Source organism: Variovorax paradoxus (assembly GCF_022009635.1).
Classification (GTDB): domain Bacteria; phylum Pseudomonadota; class Gammaproteobacteria; order Burkholderiales; family Burkholderiaceae_C; genus Variovorax.
In genome coordinates this window covers 2,103,319-2,125,345 of the sequence record NZ_CP091716.1, presented here as the reverse complement: position 1 = coordinate 2,125,345, position 22,027 = coordinate 2,103,319, and the positions used below count along the sequence as shown (strand labels likewise).

The 22,027-nt window shown below is 68.6% G+C and carries 17 protein-coding genes; 11 read left to right on the top strand and 6 right to left on the bottom strand.

From position 1 onward, the window contains the following. Positions 1-106 precede the first annotated feature (106 nt). The 3 genes from L3V85_RS09915 to L3V85_RS09905 all read left to right on the top strand — a co-directional run bounded on the left by L3V85_RS09915 (position 107) and on the right by L3V85_RS09905 (position 3,394). Positions 107-1,264 carry an alpha-hydroxy acid oxidase gene (locus tag L3V85_RS09915; RefSeq protein ID WP_272934781.1) on the top strand — a complete coding sequence of 386 codons (1,158 nt, stop codon included), beginning with the start codon at positions 107-109 and terminating at the stop codon, positions 1,262-1,264. Positions 1,265-1,385: 121 nt separating this feature from the next. Further along, complete coding sequence (locus L3V85_RS09910; RefSeq protein WP_272934780.1) at positions 1,386-2,723, top strand: MFS family transporter; 1,338 nt, start codon at positions 1,386-1,388, stop codon at positions 2,721-2,723. A gap of 77 nt (positions 2,724-2,800) precedes the next feature. Then, positions 2,801-3,394, top strand: coding sequence for a hypothetical protein (locus L3V85_RS09905; RefSeq protein ID WP_237679136.1), 594 nt, complete (start codon positions 2,801-2,803; stop codon positions 3,392-3,394). Positions 3,395-3,461: 67 nt separating this feature from the next. On the opposite strand, the gene L3V85_RS09900 is transcribed toward L3V85_RS09905, so the two are convergent. Together L3V85_RS09900 and baeS are read right to left on the bottom strand one after the other, a co-directional pair. Further along, positions 3,462-4,169: a response regulator gene (locus L3V85_RS09900; RefSeq protein WP_237679135.1), complete on the bottom strand. Its 708-nt coding sequence runs from the start codon at positions 4,167-4,169 to the stop codon at positions 3,462-3,464. Positions 4,170-4,185: 16 nt separating this feature from the next. Beyond that, complete coding sequence (baeS, locus tag L3V85_RS09895) at positions 4,186-5,574, bottom strand: sensor histidine kinase efflux regulator BaeS (protein ID WP_237679134.1); 1,389 nt, start codon at positions 5,572-5,574, stop codon at positions 4,186-4,188. Between the two features lie 135 nt (positions 5,575-5,709). Here baeS and L3V85_RS09890 point away from each other — a divergent pair, with 135 nt between their 5' ends. Genes L3V85_RS09890 through adeC form a run of 3 tightly spaced genes read left to right on the top strand, consistent with a single transcriptional unit; the run spans position 5,710 to position 11,565 of the window. After that, positions 5,710-6,924: an efflux RND transporter periplasmic adaptor subunit gene (locus tag L3V85_RS09890; protein ID WP_237679133.1), complete on the top strand. Its 1,215-nt coding sequence runs from the start codon at positions 5,710-5,712 to the stop codon at positions 6,922-6,924. A 13-nt stretch (positions 6,925-6,937) separates the two neighbouring features. Continuing rightward, positions 6,938-10,075 (top strand): efflux RND transporter permease subunit, encoded by a 3,138-nt coding sequence (locus tag L3V85_RS09885; protein ID WP_237679132.1) that lies wholly within the window; start codon positions 6,938-6,940, stop codon positions 10,073-10,075. A 5-nt stretch (positions 10,076-10,080) separates the two neighbouring features. Beyond that, positions 10,081-11,565: an AdeC/AdeK/OprM family multidrug efflux complex outer membrane factor gene (gene adeC, locus L3V85_RS09880; RefSeq protein WP_237679131.1), complete on the top strand. Its 1,485-nt coding sequence runs from the start codon at positions 10,081-10,083 to the stop codon at positions 11,563-11,565. On the opposite strand, the gene L3V85_RS09875 is transcribed toward adeC, so the two are convergent. Genes L3V85_RS09875 through L3V85_RS09865 form a run of 3 tightly spaced genes read right to left on the bottom strand, consistent with a single transcriptional unit; the run spans position 11,553 to position 16,659 of the window. Further along, a complete protein-coding gene (locus tag L3V85_RS09875; protein ID WP_237679130.1) occupies positions 11,553-12,527 on the bottom strand; it encodes a tripartite tricarboxylate transporter substrate-binding protein in 975 nt (324 codons plus the stop codon). The genes adeC and L3V85_RS09875 overlap by 13 nt on opposite strands. Positions 12,528-12,559: 32 nt before the next feature. After that, entirely contained in the window at positions 12,560-13,852 is a 1,293-nt protein-coding gene (locus L3V85_RS09870; protein WP_237680534.1) for an alpha/beta hydrolase family protein, read from the bottom strand. 50 nt (positions 13,853-13,902) lie between these two features. Further along, entirely contained in the window at positions 13,903-16,659 is a 2,757-nt protein-coding gene (locus L3V85_RS09865; protein WP_237679129.1) for a tannase/feruloyl esterase family alpha/beta hydrolase, read from the bottom strand. A 121-nt stretch (positions 16,660-16,780) separates the two neighbouring features. On the opposite strand from L3V85_RS09865, the gene L3V85_RS09860 reads away from it, so the two are divergent. Further along, entirely contained in the window at positions 16,781-17,716 is a 936-nt protein-coding gene (locus L3V85_RS09860) for a LysR family transcriptional regulator (protein WP_237679128.1), read from the top strand. Then, the gene (locus L3V85_RS09855) at positions 17,713-18,708 is read left to right on the top strand and encodes a Bug family tripartite tricarboxylate transporter substrate binding protein (RefSeq protein WP_237679127.1); all 996 of its coding nucleotides are present in this window, start codon (positions 17,713-17,715) and stop codon (positions 18,706-18,708) included. Before L3V85_RS09860 ends, L3V85_RS09855 begins: the two co-directional genes overlap by 4 nt. A gap of 19 nt (positions 18,709-18,727) precedes the next feature. On the opposite strand, the gene L3V85_RS09850 is transcribed toward L3V85_RS09855, so the two are convergent. Beyond that, complete coding sequence (locus L3V85_RS09850) at positions 18,728-19,288, bottom strand: putative glycolipid-binding domain-containing protein (protein ID WP_237679126.1); 561 nt, start codon at positions 19,286-19,288, stop codon at positions 18,728-18,730. Positions 19,289-19,412: 124 nt separating this feature from the next. Here L3V85_RS09850 and L3V85_RS09845 point away from each other — a divergent pair, with 124 nt between their 5' ends. The 3 genes from L3V85_RS09845 to L3V85_RS09835 all read left to right on the top strand — a co-directional run bounded on the left by L3V85_RS09845 (position 19,413) and on the right by L3V85_RS09835 (position 22,022). Next, on the top strand, positions 19,413-20,027 hold the full coding sequence (locus L3V85_RS09845) for a YiiX family permuted papain-like enzyme (RefSeq protein ID WP_237679125.1): 615 nt from the start codon (positions 19,413-19,415) through the stop codon (positions 20,025-20,027). A gap of 106 nt (positions 20,028-20,133) precedes the next feature. Continuing rightward, positions 20,134-21,321: a Y-family DNA polymerase gene (locus tag L3V85_RS09840; protein ID WP_414080227.1), complete on the top strand. Its 1,188-nt coding sequence runs from the start codon at positions 20,134-20,136 to the stop codon at positions 21,319-21,321. Between the two features lie 11 nt (positions 21,322-21,332). After that, entirely contained in the window at positions 21,333-22,022 is a 690-nt protein-coding gene (locus L3V85_RS09835) for a TIGR02117 family protein (RefSeq protein ID WP_237679123.1), read from the top strand. The last annotated feature ends 5 nt before the right edge of the window (positions 22,023-22,027 follow it).

Genomic DNA, 22,027 nt, shown 5'->3' with positions numbered 1-22,027 from the left:
CTTTTCAGCCCAAGCCCCGGATTTTTCAGATGGCCCGGCGCACCGGCTGCAGATAATGTCCGGTTCGCCCCCGCCAACCCGCCAAGACAAATCCAGGAGACGCACCGTGCCCGACCTTTCCAAGATCACCAGCATCGAAGACCTGCGGGTGATCGCCAAGCGGCGCGTGCCGAAGATGTTCTACGACTACGCCGACTCCGGCGCCTGGACCGAGGGCACCTACCGCGCCAACGAAAGCGACTTCCAGAAGATCAAGCTGCGCCAGCGCGTGGCGGTGAACATGGAAGGCCGGTCACTGCGCACCACCATGGTCGGCCAGGAAACCGCGATGCCCGTGGCCATCGCGCCCACCGGCCTCACCGGCATGCAGCACGCCGACGGCGAGATCCTCGGCGCCCGCGCGGCCAAGGCCTTCGGCATTCCGTTCACGCTGTCGACCATGAGCATCTGCTCGCTGGAAGACATTGCGGAACACACCGGCCGCCATCCGTTCTGGTTCCAGCTCTATGTGATGAAGGACCGCGACTTCATCGAGCGCCTGATCGAACGCGCCAAGGCCGCCAACGTCACCGCGCTGCAGCTCACGCTCGACCTGCAGATCCTGGGCCAGCGCCACAAGGACATCAAGAACGGCCTCACCGCGCCGCCCAAGCCGACCATCAAGAACCTGATCAACCTGGCCACCAAGCCGGGCTGGTGCATGGGCATGCTGGGCACCAAGCGCCGCACCTTCGGCAACATCGCCGGCCATGCCAAGGGCGTGAAAGACCTGTCGTCGCTGTCGTCCTGGACTGCCGAGCAGTTCGACCCTGCGCTCAGCTGGGCCGACGTGGAGTGGATCAAGAAGCTCTGGGGCGGCAAGCTGATCCTCAAGGGCATCATGGACGTGGAAGACGCGCGCCTGGCCGCCAACAGCGGCGCCGACGCGCTCATCGTGTCGAACCACGGCGGCCGCCAACTCGACGGCGCGCCCTCTTCCGTCGCGGCGCTGCCCGCCATCGCCGAAGCGGTGGGCAGCGAGATCGAGGTGTGGATGGACGGCGGCATCCGCAGCGGCCAGGACGTGCTCAAGGCCCGCGCCCTGGGCGCGCGCGGCACGCTCATCGGCCGCAGCTTCCTGTACGGGCTGGGCGCCTACGGCCAGGCCGGCGTGACCCGCGCGCTGCAGATCATCCAGAAGGAAATGGACATCACCATGGCCTTCTGCGGCCGCACGAACATCGACGACGTCGATTCGAGCATCCTGCTGCCCGGCACGTTCTAGGGCCTGTGCGAAGGCCACTTCGGGGGTAGGCCGATGCGGTGCCGGCTGACACGGCACCACCACGTGCGGGCGCAGAATGTTTTGGCAACAACAACATCGCCCGCACGGCGGCAAAGGCACCATGAGCGCAGTCACGCCTACCCATGGAGGCCAGACGGCTTCCTCTTCATCGTCACCACCGCACTACAGCGCTGAAGAAAAACGCCACCGCGTCTTCGCGATCATGGCGGCCTCCTCGGGCAACCTGGTCGAGTGGTTCGACTTCTACGTGTATGCCTTCTCGGCGCTGTACTTCGCGCCGGCCTTCTTTCCCAAATCGGACCCCACCGCGCAGTTGCTGAACACCGCCGGCGTGTTCGCGGCCGGCTTTCTCATGCGGCCCATCGGCGGCTGGCTGTTCGGCCGCGTGGCCGACCGGCTCGGGCGCAAGACCTCGATGCTGATCTCCGTCACCATGATGTGCGGCGGCTCGCTGGTCATCGCCGCGCTGCCCACCTATGCGCAGATCGGCGCCTGGGCGCCCTTCCTGCTGCTCGTCTGCCGCCTGTTCCAGGGTCTGTCGGTAGGCGGCGAATACGGCACCACCGCCACCTACATGAGCGAGGTCGCGCTGCGCGGCCAGCGCGGCTTCTTCTCGTCGTTCCAGTACGTCACGCTCATCGGCGGACAACTGCTGGCGGTGCTGGTCATCGTGGCGCTCGAGCAGCTGCTGACCGAAGCCGAACTCAAGGCCTGGGGCTGGCGCATTCCGTTCGTCATTGGCGCCATCGCCGCCGTGGTCGCGCTGCTGCTGCGCCGCACGCTGCACGAGACGCAGAGCGCCGAGGCCCGCGAGAACAAGGAAGCCGGCAGCATCGCGGGCCTCTTCAAGCACCACACGCCCGCCTTCCTCACGGTGCTGGGCTACACGGCCGGCGGCTCGCTGATCTTCTACACCTTCACCACCTACATGCAGAAGTACCTGGTGAACACCGTGCACCTGCCGATCAAGACCGCCAGCTACGTCATGACCGGCGCGCTGTTCGTCTACATGTGCATGCAGCCGGTGTTCGGCGCGCTGTCGGACCGCATCGGGCGGCGCAACAACATGCTGCTGTTCGGCGCGCTGGGCGCACTGACCACCGTGCCCATTCTCACGGCCCTGCAGCACACCACCAGCCCCGTGCTGGCCTTCGTGCTCATCATCGTGGCGCTGGCCATCGTGAGCTTCTACACCTCCATCAGCGGCATCGTGAAGGCCGAGATGTTCCCGCCGGAAGTGCGCGCGCTGGGCGTCGGGCTGGCCTATGCGGTGGCCAACGCCATCTTTGGCGGCTCGGCGGAGTACGTCGCGCTGGGCCTGAAGTCGCTGGGCCACGAGTCGGCCTTCTTCTGGTACGTGAGCGCGATGATGGTGCTCGCCTTCGTCGTCAGCCTGCGCCTGCCGCGGCAGGCCAGCTACCTGCATCACGATCACTGAGGGTACAAAACCCCTTTGTTCGGGCAATTCAGACCCGAAGCGAAGGGACATACTTCCGCCTCCTAGAGGAAAGAGGCATGAAGTCAAAGCTGGAAACAGCCATAGTGTGCGGCGGTGCCGTGCTTGTCTACGGCGCGCTGATCGGCGTGTTCGCGGCCTATCCACCGGCCGCCACAGGCGACTGGGCCGCATGGGCCCAGGCCTTCGGCTCCGTCACAGCCATCGGCCTGGGGCTGTGGGTCGTGCAGCGGCAGCACACGCTGGAAATGCAACGCCGCGAGGCACGCAAGGTGGCCGCCCGGCTTTCGATGCACCAGGGGGCGCTGCAATTGATCAACGCGGTCTATGCGGTCGCGGAGAAGGTCAAGTCGCACCCCGACGAAAGCGCGCTCGACCTGCTTCATCTGTCGCTCGAAGTCGAAGGCATCACGTCGGCGCTGGCGAATGTGGACCATCTGCGCTTCGAAACCCCGCGTGCGATCGACGCGCTGCTGGCGGCGCAGGCGGCTTCGAGGAAATTGCTGGCGCATCTGCAACGGGCCTATGACCTGTCGCTGGATGGGCGGGGGCACAAGTGGGCGCCGGTGAAAGAGTTTGCGGAGCAGGCTAGTGCTTTGGTGAAGCCGCCGATGGAGGCGTTTCGGGGGGAGCTTGCGGAGGCTCAGAAATAAGCCCTCGGGCCGTATCTCTCAGCAAGGGGCCACGCCCTCGGCAATCAACTCCTGGACGAGCCACCAACTAAGGCAAATCAAGCCTATACCCAACCCCATAAATCGACCGAATCAACTCCTGCCCCCCACTCGCCGCATGCAGCTTCCGGCGCAGGTTCTTGACATGACTGTCGACCGCGCGATCGGTCACCGCGCGCTGGTCGGCATGCACGAAGTCGAGCAGCTTGTCGCGCGAGAGCACGCGGCCTCTTGCCTCGGTCAGCGCCTTCAGCAGCCGGAACTCCACTGGCGTCAAGTCCAGCGTCACGCCCTGCCATGCCGCCTTATAGGCTTGCGCATCGATCTGCAGCGGTGACGGTTCTCGCGCCGCGTAGCCGCTGCGCCGCAGCAGCGCCTTCACGCGTGCCACCACCTCGCGCGGGCTGAAGGGCGTCTTGCAGATGTAGTCGTCGGCGCCCAGCTCCAGCCCCATCAGGCGGTCGGCCTCTTCCACTCTCGCCGTGAGCATGATGACCGGCACCTCGCTGAACTGCCGCAGTTCGCGGCACACGCTCATGCCGTCCTGGCCGGGCAGCATGACGTCGAGCAGCACCAGGTCGGGCCGGCGAGCCTTCACCGAAGGCACGGCCTCCAGCCCGTTGGCGATCCATTGCGAGGTGTAGCCCGAGGCCTGCAGATAGTCGGCCAGCAGCGCGGCCATGCGCGGCTCGTCCTCGACGATCAGGATGTGGGCTACCGGTTGCTTTTCGCTCGTTGCGGTTGCTGTCGTCGTCATCGTTCTTCGCTCCTCCTCATGCCTTCGGCAGCCGAATGGCGATCCACAAGCCGCCCAGCGGCGAGGCCTTGGCCTCGATGGTGCCGCCATGCGCCTCCACGATGCTGCGGCAGATGGCCAGCCCGAGCCCCGCGCCGCCGCTCGCGCGGTTGCGCGAACTCTCGCCGCGGAAGAAGCGCTCGAACAGGCGCGGCAGCAGCGCCGCGTCGATGCCCGGCGCCGAGTCCATGAGATCGATCGCGACCTCGCCGCCCTCCTCTCGCGCCTCGATGCGAAGCACGCCGCCGGCATCGGTATAGCGGCAGGTGTTGAGCACGAGGTTGCTGAAGAGCTGCTGCATGCGATGCTCGTCGGCGAACACCACCAGCGGCTGCACCGGCAGCGCCAGTTCCAGCCGCAGGCCCGCCGAGGCAAGCCGCTCGCCGAAGGCGTCGACGCTCGGCTCCAGCAGGTCGCGCACGTCGACGTCGGCCTTGCGGTAGGCGAGCGCGCCCACGTCCGCCATCGACAGGTCGTAAAGGTCGGTCACCAGCTGGTTGAGCATGCCCACCTCGTGCTGCAGCGCGCGCACCGCCTGCGCGTCGAGGCGGCGCACGCCGTCTTCCATCGCCTCCAGCTCGCCGTGCAGCACGCCCAGCGGCGTGCGCAGTTCGTGCGACACATCGGCCATGAACTCGCGGCGCATCTGCTCGTTGCGCTGCAGCGTGTTGGCGAGCGAGTTGAAGTCGCGCGCCAGCTGCCCCACTTCGTCGTGCGAGGCCACCGCCACGCGGCTCGCGTAGTCGCCCGCCGCCAGCCGGTGGGTGGCGGCGGCCACGCGCTTGACGGGCGCCAGCAGCACCCGCGCGATCCACCATGCGATGCCCGCGGCCAGCAGCACGCACAGGCTGCCGATGATCCAGCTCGCGCGCAGCTGGTTGTTCTGGAAGCGCTGGTCGCCGGCCTCGCTCACGCTCTGGAACGGCATCATGACGACCCAGCCCACGGTCTTGCCGTCGACCACCACGGCGCGTTCGACGGCGCCCTTGCGCACGTCCCTGAAGCCGATGATCACCCGCCTGTCGACATCGAGCAGCGAGATGCGCAGCACGGCCCCCGTCAGGTCGGACACCAGCGCCGGCGAGCGCCCCGGCTCGAAGTGCTCGCCCGACGTGGAAGGCGCGGGCCGCATGATCTCGAACCAGGGACGAGGGTTGTCGCGCAGGAAGTCCCAGCTGCCGTTCTGCCGGTAGGCCGCGACGGCGTTCGGGAGCACGGCGTCGAGCCGTTCCACGCCCTGTTCGTTGAGATAGCCGACGAAGCCGCGCTCGAAGTTCCAGCGCGAGGCGGCGCCCATCGCGACCACGGCCAGCACGGCAGTAGCCAGGACGGCGAGAAAGAGCTTGGTGGTGATGCTGATCTTCATGAAGGCCCACAAGATAAGCCAGATGCGGCCCTCGCGGTAAACCCCGGCCCCATGGCCGAGCGTGCCGCGGGGGCCTCCACATTCGCTCCACATTCCCTCGGGACCATGGACTCCAACCTGATTGGAATCCTGAACATGTCTTCCCGCTTCATCCGCACCGGCCTCGCGTGCGCCCTGGCCATCGGCCTGTTGGGCGCTATCGCGGGGTGCTCCGGCTCTTCGTCTTCCTCTTCCGCCCTTCCTGGAGCACCACAAGGCCTGGCCGCAGCGCAGGTCGGCGTGGTCACTGTGCAGCCGGAGAACCAGCCGGTCACCACCGAGCTTTCGGGGCGCACCCGCTCGCGCCTGAGCGCCGAGATCCGCCCGCAGGTGGGCGGCATCGTGCAGCAGCGCCTGTTCGAGGAAGGCGCGCTGGTCAAGGCCGGCCAGGTGCTCTACCAGCTCGATCCGGCCAGCTACAAGGCCGCCTATGCCAGCGCGCAGGCCAGCGTCGCCAAGTCGGAAGCCACGGTGAATGCCGCGAAGGTCACCGCGCGCCGCAACGCCGAGCTCGCGAAGATCGAGGCGGTCAGCAAGCAGACCAGCGAAGACAGCCAGGCCACGCTGCAGCAGGCCGAAGCCGACCTGGGCGTGGCCCGCGCCGCGCTCGAGACCGCGCGCATCAACCTCGGCTTCACGCGCATCACCGCGCCGATCGCGGGGCGCATCGAGGCTTCCACCGTCACGCCGGGCGCGCTGGTCACCGCCAGCCAGACCACGGCGCTGACCACGGTGCAGCAGCTCGACCCGGTCTACGTCGACGTGACGCAATCGACCACCGAACTGCTGCAGCTGCAGCGCGAGCTGGCCGCGGGCACGCTCAAGAACGGCAGCGCCGACAAGGCCGAAGCCTCGGTGAAGCTGCTGCTGGAAGACGGCACCACCTACGCCCATGCAGGCCGCCTGCAGTTCTCCAGCGTCACCGTGAACGAGGGCACCGGCGCGGTCACGCTGCGCATCCTGGTGCCCAACCCGGAGCGCACGCTGCTGCCCGGCATGTACATGCGCGCCGTGCTCGAACAGGGCGTGGCCGAAGGCGCGCTACTGGTGCCGCAGCAGGGCGTGACGCGCACAGCCAACGGCGATGCGTCGGCGCTGGTGGTCACGAGCGAGAACAAGGTCGAGAAGCGCGCGCTGAAGGTGTCGCGCGCGGTCGGCAACCGCTGGCAGGTGATCGAGGGGCTGAAAGCCGGCGAGCGCGTGATCGTCGAAGGCTCGCTCAAGGTGAAGGCCGGCGACACGGTGAAGGCGGTGGACGCGGCCGGAGCTACCACGGTGGCCGGCGCGCAAGCCTCCACCACCGCGCGCTGAGGAGCCACCGCACATGGCACGCTTTTTCATAGACCGGCCCATCTTCGCGTGGGTCATCGCCATCGTCATCATGCTGGCCGGGGCGCTGTCCATCGGCACGCTGCCGCTGGAGCAGTACCCGGACATCGCGCCCACCAAGGTCAGCATCAACGCGACCTACACAGGCGCTTCGGCCAAGACCATCGAGGACTCGGTCACGCAGGTGATCGAGCAGAAGATGAAGGGCCTCGACCGGCTGGTGTCGATGTCGTCGAGCAGCACTTCGTCGGGCACCGCGCGCATCGAGCTGACCTTCGAGGCCGGCACCAACGCAGACGTGGCGCAGATGCAGGTGCAGAACAAGCTGCAGCAGGCCCAGTCGCAGCTGCCGCAGTCGGTGCAGAGCCAGGGCGTGACGGTCACCAAGTCGGGCACCGACTTCCTCATGATCGTCTCGCTGATCTCGCAGGACGGCAGCGCCACGGCCACCGACATCGGCGACTACATCTCCAGCAGCCTGCTCGACGTGATCAGCCGCATCGACGGCGTGGGCGACGTGCAGACGCTGGGCTCGGGCTACGCCATGCGCATCTGGCTCGACCCCGCGAAGCTGCAGAAGTACTCGCTGATGCCCTCCGACGTGAGCAGCGCGCTCACCAGCCAGAACACCGAGGTCTCGGCCGGCCAGCTCGGCGCCCTGCCTGCCACCGCGGGCCAACGCCTGACCGCGACCATCACTGCGCGCAGCAAGCTGCGCACGGCCGATCAGTTCCGCGAGGTGATCGTCAAGTCCGACAGCAGCAGCGGCGCGATCGTGCGGCTGGGCGACGTCGCGCGCATCGAGCTGGGCAGCGAGAGCTACACCATCAACTCCCACTTCGACGGCCACCCCTCGGCCGGCATGGGCGTGAAGCTGGCGACCGGCGCCAACGCGCTCACGGTGTCGAACGCGGTGAAGGCCAAGCTCGCGGAGCTGTCGCCCTTCTTCCCCAACCAGATGAAGGCGGTGGTCGGCTACGACACCACGCCCTTCGTACGCATCTCCATCGAGGAAGTGGCCAAGACGCTGGCCGAGGCGATGGTGCTGGTCGTGCTGATCATGTACCTCTTCCTGCAGAACCTGCGCGCCACGCTGGTGCCCGCCATCGCGGTGCCGGTGGTGCTGCTGGGCACCTTCGGCGTGCTGTCGCTGCTGGGCTATTCGATCAACACGCTCACCATGTTCGGCATGGTGCTGGCCATCGGCCTCTTGGTGGACGACGCCATCGTGGTGGTGGAGAACGTCGAGCGGCTTATGACCGAGGAAGGGCTCTCGCCGAAGGAGGCCACGCGCAAGTCGATGAGCGAGATCACCGGCGCGCTGGTGGGCATCGCGCTGGTGCTGTCGGCGGTGTTCATTCCCATGGCCTTCTTCGGCGGCTCGACGGGCGTGATCTACCGGCAGTTTTCGGTGACCATCGTCGCGGCCATGCTGCTGTCGGTGCTGGTGGCGCTCACGCTGTCGCCGGCGCTGTGCGCCACGCTGCTCAAGCCGGTGCAGGCCGGCCACCATGAAGAAAAGCGCGGCTTCTTCGGCTGGTTCAACCGCACCTTCGAACGCAACGCCGAGCGCTACCGCTCCGGCGTGGGCGGCCTGCTGCATCGCGGCAAGCGCAGCCTGCTGGTGTATGCGCTGCTGGTGGGCGTGCTGGGCATGACCTTCATGCGCCTGCCCACCTCCTTCCTGCCCGACGAAGACCAGGGCACGCTGATGGCGCAGGTGAAGCTGCCTGCCAGCGCCACCGACGAGCAGCTGCAGCAGACCATGAAGAGCTTCGAGCAGTACCTCTCGTCGCAGAAGGAGGTCAGCCACTACATCACGCTGACCGGCCTGAGCGGCGACCAGGCCACCGGCAATGCCTTCATCACGCTGAAAGACTGGCGCGAGCGCGGCGGCAAGGCGCAGGACGCGGCCTCGCTCGCGCGCCGCTTCACCATGGACATGGCAACCCGCGCCAGCAATGCCAACGTGTTCGTGATGCTGCCGCCGGCCGTGCGCGGGCTGGGCTCCAACGCGGGTTTCGACGTGCAGCTGCAGGACCTGGGCGGCATCGGCCACGAGGCGCTGGTGCAGGCACGCGAGCAGTTCCTCGCACTGGCCCGCAAGGACCCGGCACTGAGTCAGGTGCGCAGCAACAACCTGGACGACACGCCGCAGTTCTCCATCGACATCGACGACCGCAAGGCCGCCGCGCTGAACCTCTCGACCTCGGACATCAACGACACGCTCTCCAGCGCGATGGGCGGCAGCTACGTGAACGACTTCATCAACAACGGCCGCGTGAAGAAGGTCTACGTGCAGGCCGACGCGCCCTTTCGCATGCAGCCGGACAGCGTGGACCGCTGGCACGTGCGCAATGCGAACAGCGAGATGGTGCCGTTCTCGGCCTTCGCCAGCAGCCGCTGGACCTACGGCTCTCCGCAGCTGTCGCGCTACAACGGCATGTCGTCCTTCGAGCTGATCGGCGACCCCGCCGCGGGCGTGAGTTCGGGCACGGCCATGGACGCGGTGGAACGCATCATGAAGCAGCTGCCGCAGGGCATCGGCTACGAATGGGCGGGCAGCTCCTACCAGGAGCGCCTGTCGGGCTCGCAGGCGCCGCTGCTTTACGCGGTGTCGATCCTGTTCGTGTTCCTGTGCCTGGCGGCGCTGTACGAGAGCTGGTCGGTACCGTTCTCGGTGATGCTGGTGGTGCCGCTGGGCGTGCTGGGCGCGGTGCTGGCGACGAAGCTGGCGGGCCTGTCGAACGACGTGTACTTCCAGGTGGGGCTGCTGGCGACGGTGGGCCTGTCGGCGAAGAACGCGATTCTCATCGTGGAGTTCGCCAAGCAGCTGCAGGACGAGGGCATGGCGCTGGTCGAAGCCACACTGCAGGCGGTGCGCCTGCGGCTGCGACCCATCCTGATGACCTCGCTGGCCTTCATGTTCGGCGTGCTGCCGCTAGCGCTGAGCACCGGCGCGGGCTCGGGCAGCCGGCGCGCCATCGGCGTGGGCGTGCTCGGCGGCATCGCGACGGCCACCGTGCTGGGCATCTTCTTCGTGCCGCTGTTCTTCGTCGCCATCCGCCGCTTCTTCGCGCAAAGAAAGAAAGCCCCGGCAGCGCCCGTGCTGAGCGCGCTGCCCGAGGCATGAACGCCATGACATCTACTCGCTTCAGGCTCTCCACCCTCTCCGCCCTGCTTGCCGCCGCGCTGCTGGCCGGCTGCGCCAACCTGGCGCCCGTGTACTCGCGGCCCGACGCGCCAGTGCCTTCGCAATGGCCCGCCACCTCGGGCGCCAAGACCGAAGGCGCCGTCTCCGCCACCACCGGCTGGCAGGGGTTCATCACCGACGACCGGCTGCGCCGCACCATCGCGCTGGCGCTGGCGAACAACCGCGATTTGCGCGTGGCGGTGCAGAACATCGAGAAAGCGCGCGCCCAGTACGGCGTGCAGCGCGCCGAGCTGTTCCCCAGCGTCTCGGCCACGGCGGGCGGCACGCGCCAGCGCACTTCCGCCGCGACGAGCAACAGCGGCGAATCGTCCATCGGCTCGCAGTACAGCGCTTCTCTGGGCTTCAGCAGCTACGAGCTCGACCTGTTCGGCCGCGTGCGCAACCTCAACGAAGCGGCCCTGCAGAGCTACCTGTCGACCGAGGCCACGCGGCGCAGCACGCAGATCAGCCTGGTGGCGGAAGTCGCCTCGGCCTGGCTCACGCTGGCGGCCGACAACGAACGGCTCAAGCTCGCGCAGGACACGCTGGCGAGCCAGCAGCGTTCGTACGAGCTGACCGGCCGCATGCGCGAGCTGGGCGCGAGCTCGGCGCTGGCGCTGGCCCAGGCGCAGACCACGGTGGAGTCGGCGCGCGTCGACGTGGCCGGCTACACCGCGCAAGTGGCGCAGGACCGCAATGCGCTCGACCTGCTGGCCGGCGCCACGGTGCCCGACGAGCTGCTGCCTGCCACCGGCATCGCCGGCATGGCCACCGCCAGCGCGCTGGTCGAGGTGCCCGCGGGCCTGCCGTCGGCGCTCCTGCAGCAGCGCCCCGACGTGCGGGCCGCCGAGCACACACTGCAGGGCTCCAACGCCGACATCGGCGCGGCGCGCGCGGCCTTCTTCCCGACGATCTCGCTCACGGCGAGTGCGGGTTCGTCGAGCACCGCGCTGTCGGGCCTGTTCAAGGGCGGCAACAGCACCTGGAGTTTCGCGCCATCGATCAGCCTGCCGATCTTCAATGCCGGCAGCAACCGCGCCAGCCTCGACGCCGCGAAGGCGCAGCGCGAGATCGATCTCGCCACCTACGAGAAGACGGTGCAGACCGCCTTCAGGGAAGTGGCCGACGCGCTGGCCGTGCGCCGCTCGCTGGGCGAGCAGCTCGCGGCGCAGCAGTCGCTGGTCGAGGCCACGCGGAAGAGCTACACGCTGTCAGAGGCGCTCTACCGCAATGGCAGCTACAGCTTCCTCGAAGTGCTGGATGCGCAGCGCTCGCTGTACACCGCGCAGCAGACGCTGATCGGCCTGCGGCTGTCGGAGCAGAGCAACCGCATCACGCTCTACAAGGTAATGGGCGGCGGGGACACGGCGCAGGCCGGGTCCGCCGCCGCGTCAGGCGAAGGCAGCGGCGCGAAGGATCACTCGGCGTAGACGCCGGCCGCCTTGATGATCGGCGTCCACTTCGCGATCTCGTCGGCCACGAACTTCTTGTGGCCGGCGGGCTCGATGCGCCCGTCGGTCGCCACCACGGCGCCCAGCAGTTCCTCGCGGTGGATGAAGTCCGGGTCTTTCAGCGCCGTCTTCAGCGCGTCGTTGAGCTTCTTCAGCACCGGCGCGGGCGTGCCCTTGGGCGCATACAGGCCGTGCCAGATGGTGACCTGGAAGTTCTTCAGGCCGGCCTCGTCGAGCGTGGGCAGGTCTTTCAGCATCGGCAGCGCGAGCCGCTTGGGCGTGGTCACGGCAAAGGCCTTGACCTTGCCGGCCTGGATCTGCGGCGTGGTGTTGGTGGTCTGGTCGCACAGCAGGTCGATCTGCCCGCCGATCAGGTCGGTGATGGCCGGTGCCGTGCCCTTGTACGGCACCGCCGTCATCTCGGTCTTGGTGGCGCTCTGGTAGAGCAGCCCGCACAGGTGCGAGGCCGAGCCCACGCCGGCATTGCCGATGTTGATCTTGCCCTTGTTGGACGCGATCCAGGTCGTCAGCTCCTTGTAGTTGGTGGCCGGGATGCTCGGCTTGGAGATGAGCGTCATCGGCACGTCGTTGACGATGCCCAGGTATTCGAAATCGGTCTCCACCTTGAACGGCAGGTTGCGCACCAGGCTGGGCACGGTGGCCATCGCGATGTGGTTCAGCAGCAGTGTGTAGCCGTCGGGCGTGGCGCGCGCCACCTTGGCCGCGCCGATGGAGCTGCCGGCGCCGGGCACGTTGTCGATGATCACCGTGCCGCCGCCCAGCGGCTTGCGCAGCGCTTCGGCCAGGTCGCGCGCGACGCGGTCGGTCGGGCCGCCGGCCGCGAAAGGCACGACGATGGTGATCGACTTGCCGCCCGGAAAGTCCTGCGCATGCGCGCCGACAGCAATGGCGATCGCCGCGAGGGCGAACAGTTTTTTCATGAGGTCTCCGTTGTATTGAGGAAAAGGGAAATTCAGGGCGCGCGCGGCGGCACGCGGCTTTCGAGCGCGGCGGGCTGCCATTGCGGCTGGATGTGGCAGCCGTTCTTGCCGTCGGTGTCGTAGCGCGGCATCAATGCCTTGCAGCGCTGCGCGAGACTTTCGGGCGTGGGCTTCTCGCCCTTGTCGATCCAGTCGAGCAGCGCGGCGAAGAGCGCGGGGTACTCCGAATCGCTCAGGTAGCTGTGCTCGCGCTCGCTGCTGAAGCTCTGCACCAGCAGGTTGCCGGTGCCGGCCGCGTCGCGGATGCGGCGATACGAGTTCTCCAGTTCTACGAAGGCCGTGGGGTCGTCGATCGCATGCAGGCCCACGGTCGGCAGCGCGGTGCGTCCTGTGGGCTGGCTGTCGGCCGCCAGCGCGCCCTTGGCCTGCGGGTCGGCGGCATAGCGCAGCACGCCGGCATTGAGCGCCGCGTCGTCGGCCGATCCGCTGTAGACCGCGCCGATGTTGCCGAAGGGATTGCGCCCGCCGAGCCGCTTCTGCACCAGGTCCTGGAAGAGCCATGTGGCCCAGCCGAGGTGGCCCACCAGCGAGCGTTCCTGGATCTTCACGACCGAGAGGATGGTCTTCAGCCGCGCCGCCTGCTCCGGCGTGCGCTGCGCGGCGGGCAGGCCGACGCCGGTGCATTCCTTCACGCGCGCGGCAAGGTCGGCTCGCGTGAGCTTCGACTCGAGCGGCAGGCCCATCCACAGCGGGTACTGCGGCTCGTCGGGGCGCGGATGGTTGTGGCAGACGTACTGGTACACCACGCGCAGGTCGAGCCGGAAGTCGTAGGCGCTGTTGCCGCCGCCGAGCACGCCGCTGGTGAGCATGAGGCCGTCGTAAGGGCTCTTCGCTCCGCCCGCGGGCGCGTACAGTTCGGCCGCCTTAGCGGCCACGCCCGCGCCGTAGCTCTGCCCGTGCAGCAAGGTGCGGCGCGGCTGGCCGAAGTGGCGCACGAAGATCCGGCGCAGCCGCTCGGTGTCTTCCGCGGCCATGGTCACGCCGTAGCCGCCGCGCCGGTAGGTGGACCCGGCCCAGGCATAGCCGGCCTTCACGGTGACGGCCCAGCGCTTGAGGTCTTCCTCGCTGCGCTCGAGCTTGGGCGGGCCGGTCTCCGGGCCGCCGTGGGCGTGCATCACCAGCACGCGGTTCCAGTCCTTCGGAATCGCTATCCAGTAGAGGGCGCCGGTGCCGTCCTCACCGGTGTAGCAGCGCGCGGCTTCCGGTACCGGCGACGGGCACGCGGCCGCCTTGGGTCCGGCAGGCGTCGCATGCGCGGACAGCATCGGCGCGGCGCCGATCAGTGCGAATGCCGCAAGGATGGAGAGTCGTTTTTTCAATGGCGTACTCCGAATTCGAGCGCCGCGTTCGTCCCCGGGCTGGAGACGAAACCGAGGACGCCGCTGTTGAAGATGAAATTGCCCGGACGGCCCGCATCGGCCTGCGCCACGCCGGGCACCGGCGTGTCGTAGCTCAGCCCCGCCGCCGCACCGCCGAGGTTAAGGCCGCTGCCGGCCACCGTGGCATCGTGGTTCTCGCCCTTGACGCTGACCAGTGCATAGCTGCCATCCGCGGCGCCCGCGGCCAGGCTCTGTTGCAGGCCGTACACGCGCATGCCGATGCTGGCGGCCGACTCGCGCACCAGGTGCAACGGCACCGCGACGCCATTGACCAGGCCGATCACCATCGAGCCGGTGAGCGTGCCGCCGGTGGTCACGGCGCTGCCGGTGGGCGAGGTCGTGAAGAGGTCGAAGGAAGCGCGCGTGGTGTTGTAGGCGACGTAGCCCTTCTCGGTCTGCGTGCAGCTGAGGTCGTAGACCATGAAGCCGCCCGACACTGGGTCACGGCAATACTGGAAGGTACCGGCTTGGCGCAGGCGCACCGAAGACGCAAATGCGCTGGCACCGCCCGAGCCCTGCTGCACGCCGACCACATTGAAGATATTGGCCACCGACTTGAAGTCGCCCGACACCGGCGCGGCCGCGAAGCTGTTCTGGAACGCCAGCAGCGGCGAGAAGCCGCCGCCGCTGGGCGCGTTCACGCCGCCCGACAGCACGCCGCCTGCACCGAAGCTGAACACCGCCCCGCTCTCGCCGCTGATGTAGCTGCAGCTGCCCTGCGACACCAGCGTGCCGGTGCGCTGCGTGCCGGCGGTCCGCAGCAAGCTTGCATCGATGGTCACGGTGTAGGCCATGGTGGCGGGATCGATCTGCACGCGCAGTTCCTCGCCGAAGCTGTTGCCGCCCTTGTAGCTGGTCACGGAGGCGGGCAGGTTCGGGCAGGCCAGCGGGTCGCCGACTTCGGTCACGCAGCTGTAGTTGACGGCCGCGTCGAGGCTGCCGCTGCCGCGGTACTTGGGCCATGCCGGGAACTGGCACAGCGGGCGTGTGCGGCCGTAAGTGCCGGCCACCGCGTCCACCGCCACGCCGGTGGCGGGCGCGAGGCCGGCCTCGACCCAGCCTTCGAGCGCGGCCAGCGAATCCCAGTTGGGAATGAAGCTGCCGGTGCCGTGGCCCATGCCGGGCACGGTGTAGAAGCGCACGCTCTGGTCGACCGCCGGCTGGCCCACCGTGGCGATGAGCTGCTTGTAGTAGTCGATGGTGGAGTTCGGGCTGATCACCTCGTCGGCCAGGCCGTGCAGCATGATGAGCCGCCCGCCGTGCGCGAAGAAGGGCGTGAGGTTCGGGTTGGTCGCGTCGGTGAGGTTCGACACCTCGGTCACGCGCGCGGCATCGCTGCCTGGGTTCAATGGGTCGAAGGTCAGTGTGTTGAAGCCGGCATCGCGTTTGACGAAAAACTTCGCCCACTGGTCGCCGGTAACGTACATGTTGGCGTCGGAAGACGTGGCGGGATTGCCGGGCACGTTGCGCGTGCCGAGGTCGCGCGTGGTGTACGGCCCCGCCACCAGCGCGCCTTCGAGCAGGTTGTAGCCGCCCGCGCGCTTCACGCCGTTGGCCAGCGAATAGGTGGTGAAGTCCAGCGGCGACTCGATGGCGTGCACGGTGGCGATCTGCGCGTCGGACAGGCAGGTTTTGCTCGTCTTGGTGCCACCGGGGCAACGCAGCGAAGCCACGATCTGCGCGTTGAGCATTCGGCAGCTCTCGACATTGCTAACGATGTTGTCGGCCGCGCCGTCGAGCTTGTCGCAAGCCTGCATCGCGGCCTTCTGAACCATCAGCGTCTCGCTCAGGTCCATCCAGCCGTCGGTGCCGTTGTTGTAGTAGAGCGCGCGGCCCACGGCCACGTTCGACAGGCGCGTGCCGGTGTAATTGAGCGCGGGCTCGTTGGCGATCACGCCGTCGTAGTCCCCAGGCCAGCGCTGGATGTAGCTGAGCGCGTCGCGCCCGCCGGTCGAGGTGCCCAGGAAGTAGGCGTGCTTGGGCTTCACGGCATAGCGTGCGAACACCAGCGCCTGCGCCACGTCGCGCGTCTTCTTGAGCGAGTTGCCGCCGTAATTGGCGAGCTGCTCGTCGTTGGCCGCGAACTTGCCGTCGGTGATGCTGCTCGACTGGTGGCCCGAATCGTCGCCGTAGGTGGCGTAGCCCAGCGCCAGCGGCGCGGGCTTGCCGGCGGGGCCGAAGCGGATGACCTCGGTGCCGTCGATCAGCACGCCGTCGAAGCCGCCGCCGCCGAAATGGATGGTCTTCTGGTTCCACTTCTCGGGCAGGTTCACCGCGAAGTTGATGGACTGCGAGCTCGGGTCGACCGGCTGGATGGTGCCGCGCACGCGGCAGTAGTCGCCAAGCGTGTTGCCGGTGTCGCCCGCGGCCACCGGCGTGGCGCTGGTGACGGTGGCGCCCTGCGTGGGCAGGCTGATCAGCGAGGCCGGCAGGCTCTTGCCGTTGAGGTCGGCGCAGGCAACGGCCGGCAGCACGGGCGGGGGCGACGGATTGTCCGGCGGGTCGTTGGCGGCCGGATTGCCGGCGGGCGGGTTGTTGCCGCCGGCGGGCGGCGTGGTCGGCAGCAGGCCGACGGCACCGCCGCCTCCACCACCTCCGCCACCACCGCAGGCGGCAAGGATGAGCGAGAGCAGCGAAAGGCCGATCGCATACAGGACGGCACGAATCATCGAAGCGGGGCGCGTTGTGCGCATGGGTTTGTCTCCGGCATGCGGCCTCGTTGGGCCGCTTGTTCTTGAATGGGCGGCCGGACGATAGATTCGGTGTGACCTAGGGTCAAATAAAATAACAAGGCACTTTCAATACCAAAAATATATGGACATAAGGGCACTGCGCTACTTCGTCGCCGTCGCGGGCACCGGCCACATGACACGCGCGGCCGAGCAACTCGGCATCCAGCAACCACCGCTGAGCCTGCAGATCAAGGCACTCGAACGCGAGCTGGGCATGCCGCTGTTCCGCCGCCATCCGCGCGGCGTGGCGCTCACCGACGCGGGCCGGCTGTTCCAGGCCGAGGCGCTGCGCATGCTGCAGGACATGGAGTCGATGAAGCAGCGCATGGCGCGCGTGGCCAAGGGGCAGGCCGACACGCTCGCGGTCGGCTTCACCAGCTCGGCGGCGGCGCATCGCTTCATGCCCGAGGCGCTGCGCGCATTCCGCCGCGCCTACCCCCTGGTGGAGCTGCAGCTGCGCGAGGACAACGCGGCCGAGCTCACCGACGCGCTGGCCGCGGGGCGGCTGCACTGCGGCCTGCTGCGCGTGCCGGTGGCGCGGCCCGAAGGGCTGGTGTTCGAGACGATGCTGCGCGAACCCGTGCTGGTGGCCATGCCGAGCGACCATCGCTTTGCCCTCGCCCGCACCAAGGCTTCGCGGCCCCTGCCTCTTGCCAGGCTGTGCGAGGAGGGCATCATCCTCGTGCGGAGGCCGGGCGCGCCCGGCCTCTATGCCGAGCTGCTCGCGCTGTGCCACGCCAAGGGGCTGCGCCCGCGCGTGGTGGCCGAAGTCGATCGCATGATGACCAACCTGAACCTCGTGGCCGCGGGCGTCGGCCTGTCGGTGGTGCCCGCCTCGATGACCGGCGTGCACGCGCACGCCATCGCCTACACGCGGCTGGCCGACGGCGGCCAGCTCGACGCGCCGCTCACGCTGGTGTCGCGCGCCGAAGAAGACAACCTGCCCGCGCAGCATTTCGCGGCGCTGCTGCGCAAGCTCGCGAGCGCGCACGCCAAAGCCGACCCGGCGGCGCCATGAATACGCGGGCGAGACGCCGCTTCGCGCAGGGCGCAGGCGCCCTCTTCGCCGCCGCCTGCGCGGCACCGGGCCTCTTGCGCGCGGCACCTTCCAACTGGCCCAACCGCGCGGTGCGGCTGATCGTGGTGTATCCGCCCGGCGGGGTCAGCGACGGCATGGCGCGGGTGCTGGCCGAGCCGCTCGCACAGGCGCTCGGCACGCCGGTGCTGATCGAGAACCGTCCCGGCGCCGGCGGCAGCCTGGGCATGGACGCACTCGCGCGTTCGGCGCCCGACGGCTGCACGCTGGCCTTCTCCGCCATCAGCCCGCTCACGCTGCATCCGCTGCTGGCGCGCGTGCCCTACGACCCGCAGCGCGCCTTCGTGCCCGTGGCCAGCGTGATGCGCACGCCGGTGCTGGTGGTCGGCACGCCGGCCTTCGAGGGACGCGGCTTCGGCGCGCTGATCGCGCAGGCGCGCAGCCGGCCGGGCGCGGTGCGCTGGGCCACGTCGGGCGTGGCCACCATCGGCCACATGGTGCTGGCGCAGGTGCGCATGCAAAGCCGCACCGACATCACGCACATCCCCTACCAGGGCGGCGGCCCGCAACTCAACGATGCGCTCAGCGGGCAGTTCGAAGTGCTGTCGACCAATGTCGCGGCGCAGCAATTGCAGTACATCGAAAGTGGCCGCTTCCAGCCGCTGGCGGTAGGCGCGCCCGCGCGCATCGAAGCGCTGCCCGACGTGCCGACACTGGCGGAGCTGGGCTTCGAGAAGGCGAACCGCGATTCGCTCTTCGGCATCTTCGCGCCGGCTCGCACGCCGCCTGCGGTGGTGCAGCGGCTCAACGCCGAGATCAACCGCGTGCTCGAGAGCGGCACGGTGCGCGCGCGGCTTCATGGGGCCTACAACCTGCCGGCTGGCGGCGGCACCGAGGCTTTCGCGCACGAGATCGCGATCGACCGGCGGCGCAACCGCGAACTGGTTGCGGGCGACCGCTCGCAGTTCGACTGAACGCCAGACTAAGCGCCGGTCAGTCCGCGCTCCAGAGCCGCGGGTAGTCGCGCACGAAGCCGTCTTCGGTCACGCTCAAGGTGGCCGCGTAGTCGAAGCGCTTGGCTTCGTAGGCATATTCGGTGTCGCTGTGGCGCTCGTAGCGCTGCGCCAGTTCGCTCAACACGCCGCCGCCGTCCAGGTCGAGCCAGGCGGCCGGGGCGTCGGCGCCCTCGCCCTTGGCAAGGCCCAGGCGGCGCAGTTGCAGCAGGTTGGTGGCGGGGGTGAAGCCCAGGTCGAGGTCCAAGCAATGCGACAGGTCGGTCACCGGCTCGTCGTTGAGCTTCCAGTGGCCGCGTGCGTCGCGCGAGATCGACAGGTCGACCGGCGCGCCGCCGAGCCAGCCGCGCACGGTGCCCCACTGGGTGTGCCAGTGAAGATCGCAACGCACACGATAGTTCAACTGGCCGATGCGGCCGTCTTCCAGCCGGAACACGGCTGCGTCATCGAGTTGCAAGGCCGTGGCGTTGCGCTCGAGACGGCAGGCGTCATGGCCCGGCGCATCGAGCCTGCGCCAGAGAATGGAGGCGACTGTTTGCATGGCGCGCATGATGGCACCGGCATGCTGCACCGCGCAAGCAATGACCCGCCGCGCCGCAGGTGGGAGTCAGGCAAGCCAAAGACGAAGCCCGCACGCGCCGGCCTGCCGGACAATGCGCGGCAACATGAAAAAGCTCCCCGCGGCGCTCGCGCTGCTCCTGCCCCTGCTTTTCTGCAGCGCCGGCCACGCTGCAGCCGAGCTGAAAGACGGCGACATCATCTTCCACACCTCGCGCTCGGCGCAGAGCCTGGCGGTGCAGCGCGCCACCGGCTCGCGCTACAGCCACATGGGCATCGTGCTGATGCGGGGCGGCAAACCCCATGTGTTCGAGGCGGTATCCACGGTGCGCTACACGCCGCTCGCGCAATGGACCGCGCGCGGCAACGGCGGCCACTACGTGGTCAAGCGCCTGCGCGATGCAGACAGGCTGCTGACACCGGAAGCCGTGGCGAAGCTGCGCGCACGCACCTCCGATTTCGAGGGTCGCCCCTACGACCTGACCTTCGAATGGTCCGACCAGCGCATCTACTGCTCCGAACTCGTTTGGAAGCTCTACCAGCGCGCACTGGGCGTGCGCATCGGCGAGCTGCAGAAGATCCGCGAATTCAACCTGGCCGACCCCGCGGTGCGCGCCAAGATGCGCGAGCGCTACGGCGACAGGGTGCCGATGGACGAACCGGTGATCTCGCCGGTGGCGATGTTCGAGTCGCCGTTGCTCAGGACCGTCGAGACTCGCTGACGAATCGCCCCAGGGCAGGCGAACGCCGCCGACCCGCGAGACAATTGTTGCCGTGAGCTCCCAGTCCCCGTCAGCCCCGCCGATCCGCCGCATCGCCCACCTCGACATGGACGCCTTCTACGCGTCCGTCGAGTTGCTGCGCTATCCGCAGCTCAAGGGGCGGCCGGTGGTCATCGGTGGCGGGCGGCGGCGCGTGGACGAGGCCATCCGCGACCTGCCCGAAGGCGGCACGCTCGCCGACATTCCGGTCGAGTCCTTCCCCCTGCTCAAGGACTACACCGGCCGCGGCGTGATCACCACCGCCACCTACCCCGCGCGCCAGTTCGGCGTCGGCTCGGCCATGGGGCTCATGAAGGCCGCCAAGCTGTGCCCGCAGGCCATCATCCTGCCGGTGGACTTCGACGAATACCGGCGCTTCTCGCGCGCGTTCAAGCAAGTCATCCTCGAGGTCGCGCCGCTCATGGAAGACCGCGGCGTGGACGAGGTGTACATCGACTTCACCGACGTGCCCGGCGGCCAGCGCGACGGCGGGCGTTCGCTGGCGCGGCTGCTGCAGAAGGCCATCCTCGACGCCACCGGCCTGACCTGCTCCATCGGCGTGGCGCCCAACAAGCTCATCGCCAAGATGGCGAGCGAGTTCAACAAGCCCAACGGTATCTCGATCGTCTACGAGGACGACCTCGAAAAGCTCATCTGGCCGCTGCCCTGCCGCAAGGTGAACGGCATCGGCCCCAAGGCCGACGAAAAGCTCAAGCGCTTCGGCATCGAGACCGTGGGCCAGCTCGCGGCGCGCGACCGCGACTGGCTCGTCGCCAACTTCGGCAAGGCCACAGGCGCGTGGATGCACGAAGTGGCCTGGGGCCGCGACAACCGCCCGGTGGTGACCGAAAGCGAGCCGGTGTCGATGAGCCGCGAGACCACTTTCGACCGCGACCTGCACGCGGTGCGCGACCGCGCCGAGCTGGGCGCGATCTTCACGCGGCTGTGCGAGCAGGTGGCGGCCGACCTGCAGCGCAAGGGCTACGTGGGCAAGACCATCGGCATCAAGCTGCGCTATGACGACTTCAAGATCGCCACGCGCGACCAGACCATCGGCCACTTCACGGCCGACGCCAGGACCATCCGCCAGACCGGCGGCCAGTGCCTGAAGCGCGTGCCGCTGGAGCGGCCGCTGCGGCTGCTGGGCGTGCGCGTGGGCGCGCTGGCCAAGGCCGGCAGCCCCGAAGCACTGGCCCCCACCGGCGCGCAGCGCGCGGCATCGGAGCCGGTGGCGACCACGGCCTCTCTTTTCTGACGGGCGCCACCATGCTGAAACGCTGGCTCCGGCGCACAGCATTCACACTGCTGGGGCTGGTCGCGCTGATCGGCCTGTACGTCGCCGTCGCCTGCGCGCTGGTGTTCTGGCCGGCCAACGACGCGAAGCCGGCAAGCAATGCCGCTCCCGCCGAAGTGCAGGCCTGGGTACTGAGCAACGGCGTGCACACCGACTACGTGTTCCCGGTCCGCTCCGTCGCCATCGACTGGCTGCAGGTATTTCCGCTGAAAGACTTCAGGGCCCCGCCGCCCGATGCCGAGTTCGTCGCCATCGGCTGGGGCGACCGCGAGTTCTACCTGAACACGCCCACCTGGGGCGACCTGACGGCGGCGCGCGCCTTCGGGGCGCTGTCGGGCGGCAACCGCTCGCTGCTGCACGTGAGCTACCTGCGGCGCGGGCAACTGGGCCGCGGCGCCTTCGACCTTCCGCTGTCGCAGGCCCAGTACGCGCGGCTCGTCGCCCATGTGCGCGCCAGCCTGCCGCCGGGGCCGGCACAGCCCATCGCGGGCGCGCACTACGACAACCAGGACGCCTTCTACGAAGCCGAGGGCGCCTACAACCTCTTCGAGACCTGCAACACGTGGATAGGCCGAGGCTTGCGGCAGGCAGGCGTCACGGTGAGCCGATGGACGCCCTTCGACTTCACCGTGACCTGGCACCTACAGCCGGCGCGGCCCTGACAGAG

What these genes read in the sequence shown, in the direction of transcription:
- L3V85_RS09910 (WP_272934780.1), top strand. Translation starts at nt 1,386, where the DNA reads ATGAGCGCAGTCACGCCTACCCATGGAGGCCAGACGGCTTCCTCTTCA.
- L3V85_RS09905 (WP_237679136.1), top strand. Translation starts at nt 2,801, where the DNA reads ATGAAGTCAAAGCTGGAAACAGCCATAGTGTGCGGCGGTGCCGTGCTT.
- L3V85_RS09900 (WP_237679135.1), bottom strand. Translation starts at nt 4,169, where the DNA reads ATGACGACGACAGCAACCGCAACGAGCGAAAAGCAACCGGTAGCCCAC.
- baeS (WP_237679134.1), bottom strand. Translation starts at nt 5,574, where the DNA reads ATGAAGATCAGCATCACCACCAAGCTCTTTCTCGCCGTCCTGGCTACT.
- L3V85_RS09890 (WP_237679133.1), top strand. Translation starts at nt 5,710, where the DNA reads ATGTCTTCCCGCTTCATCCGCACCGGCCTCGCGTGCGCCCTGGCCATC.
- L3V85_RS09885 (WP_237679132.1), top strand. Translation starts at nt 6,938, where the DNA reads ATGGCACGCTTTTTCATAGACCGGCCCATCTTCGCGTGGGTCATCGCC.
- adeC (WP_237679131.1), top strand. Translation starts at nt 10,081, where the DNA reads ATGACATCTACTCGCTTCAGGCTCTCCACCCTCTCCGCCCTGCTTGCC.
- L3V85_RS09875 (WP_237679130.1), bottom strand. Translation starts at nt 12,527, where the DNA reads ATGAAAAAACTGTTCGCCCTCGCGGCGATCGCCATTGCTGTCGGCGCG.
- L3V85_RS09870 (WP_237680534.1), bottom strand. Translation starts at nt 13,852, where the DNA reads ATGCTGTCCGCGCATGCGACGCCTGCCGGACCCAAGGCGGCCGCGTGC.
- L3V85_RS09865 (WP_237679129.1), bottom strand. Translation starts at nt 16,659, where the DNA reads ATGCGCACAACGCGCCCCGCTTCGATGATTCGTGCCGTCCTGTATGCG.
- L3V85_RS09860 (WP_237679128.1), top strand. Translation starts at nt 16,781, where the DNA reads ATGGACATAAGGGCACTGCGCTACTTCGTCGCCGTCGCGGGCACCGGC.
- L3V85_RS09855 (WP_237679127.1), top strand. Translation starts at nt 17,713, where the DNA reads ATGAATACGCGGGCGAGACGCCGCTTCGCGCAGGGCGCAGGCGCCCTC.
- L3V85_RS09850 (WP_237679126.1), bottom strand. Translation starts at nt 19,288, where the DNA reads ATGCAAACAGTCGCCTCCATTCTCTGGCGCAGGCTCGATGCGCCGGGC.
- L3V85_RS09845 (WP_237679125.1), top strand. Translation starts at nt 19,413, where the DNA reads ATGAAAAAGCTCCCCGCGGCGCTCGCGCTGCTCCTGCCCCTGCTTTTC.
- L3V85_RS09840 (WP_414080227.1), top strand. Translation starts at nt 20,134, where the DNA reads ATGGACGCCTTCTACGCGTCCGTCGAGTTGCTGCGCTATCCGCAGCTC.
- L3V85_RS09835 (WP_237679123.1), top strand. Translation starts at nt 21,333, where the DNA reads ATGCTGAAACGCTGGCTCCGGCGCACAGCATTCACACTGCTGGGGCTG.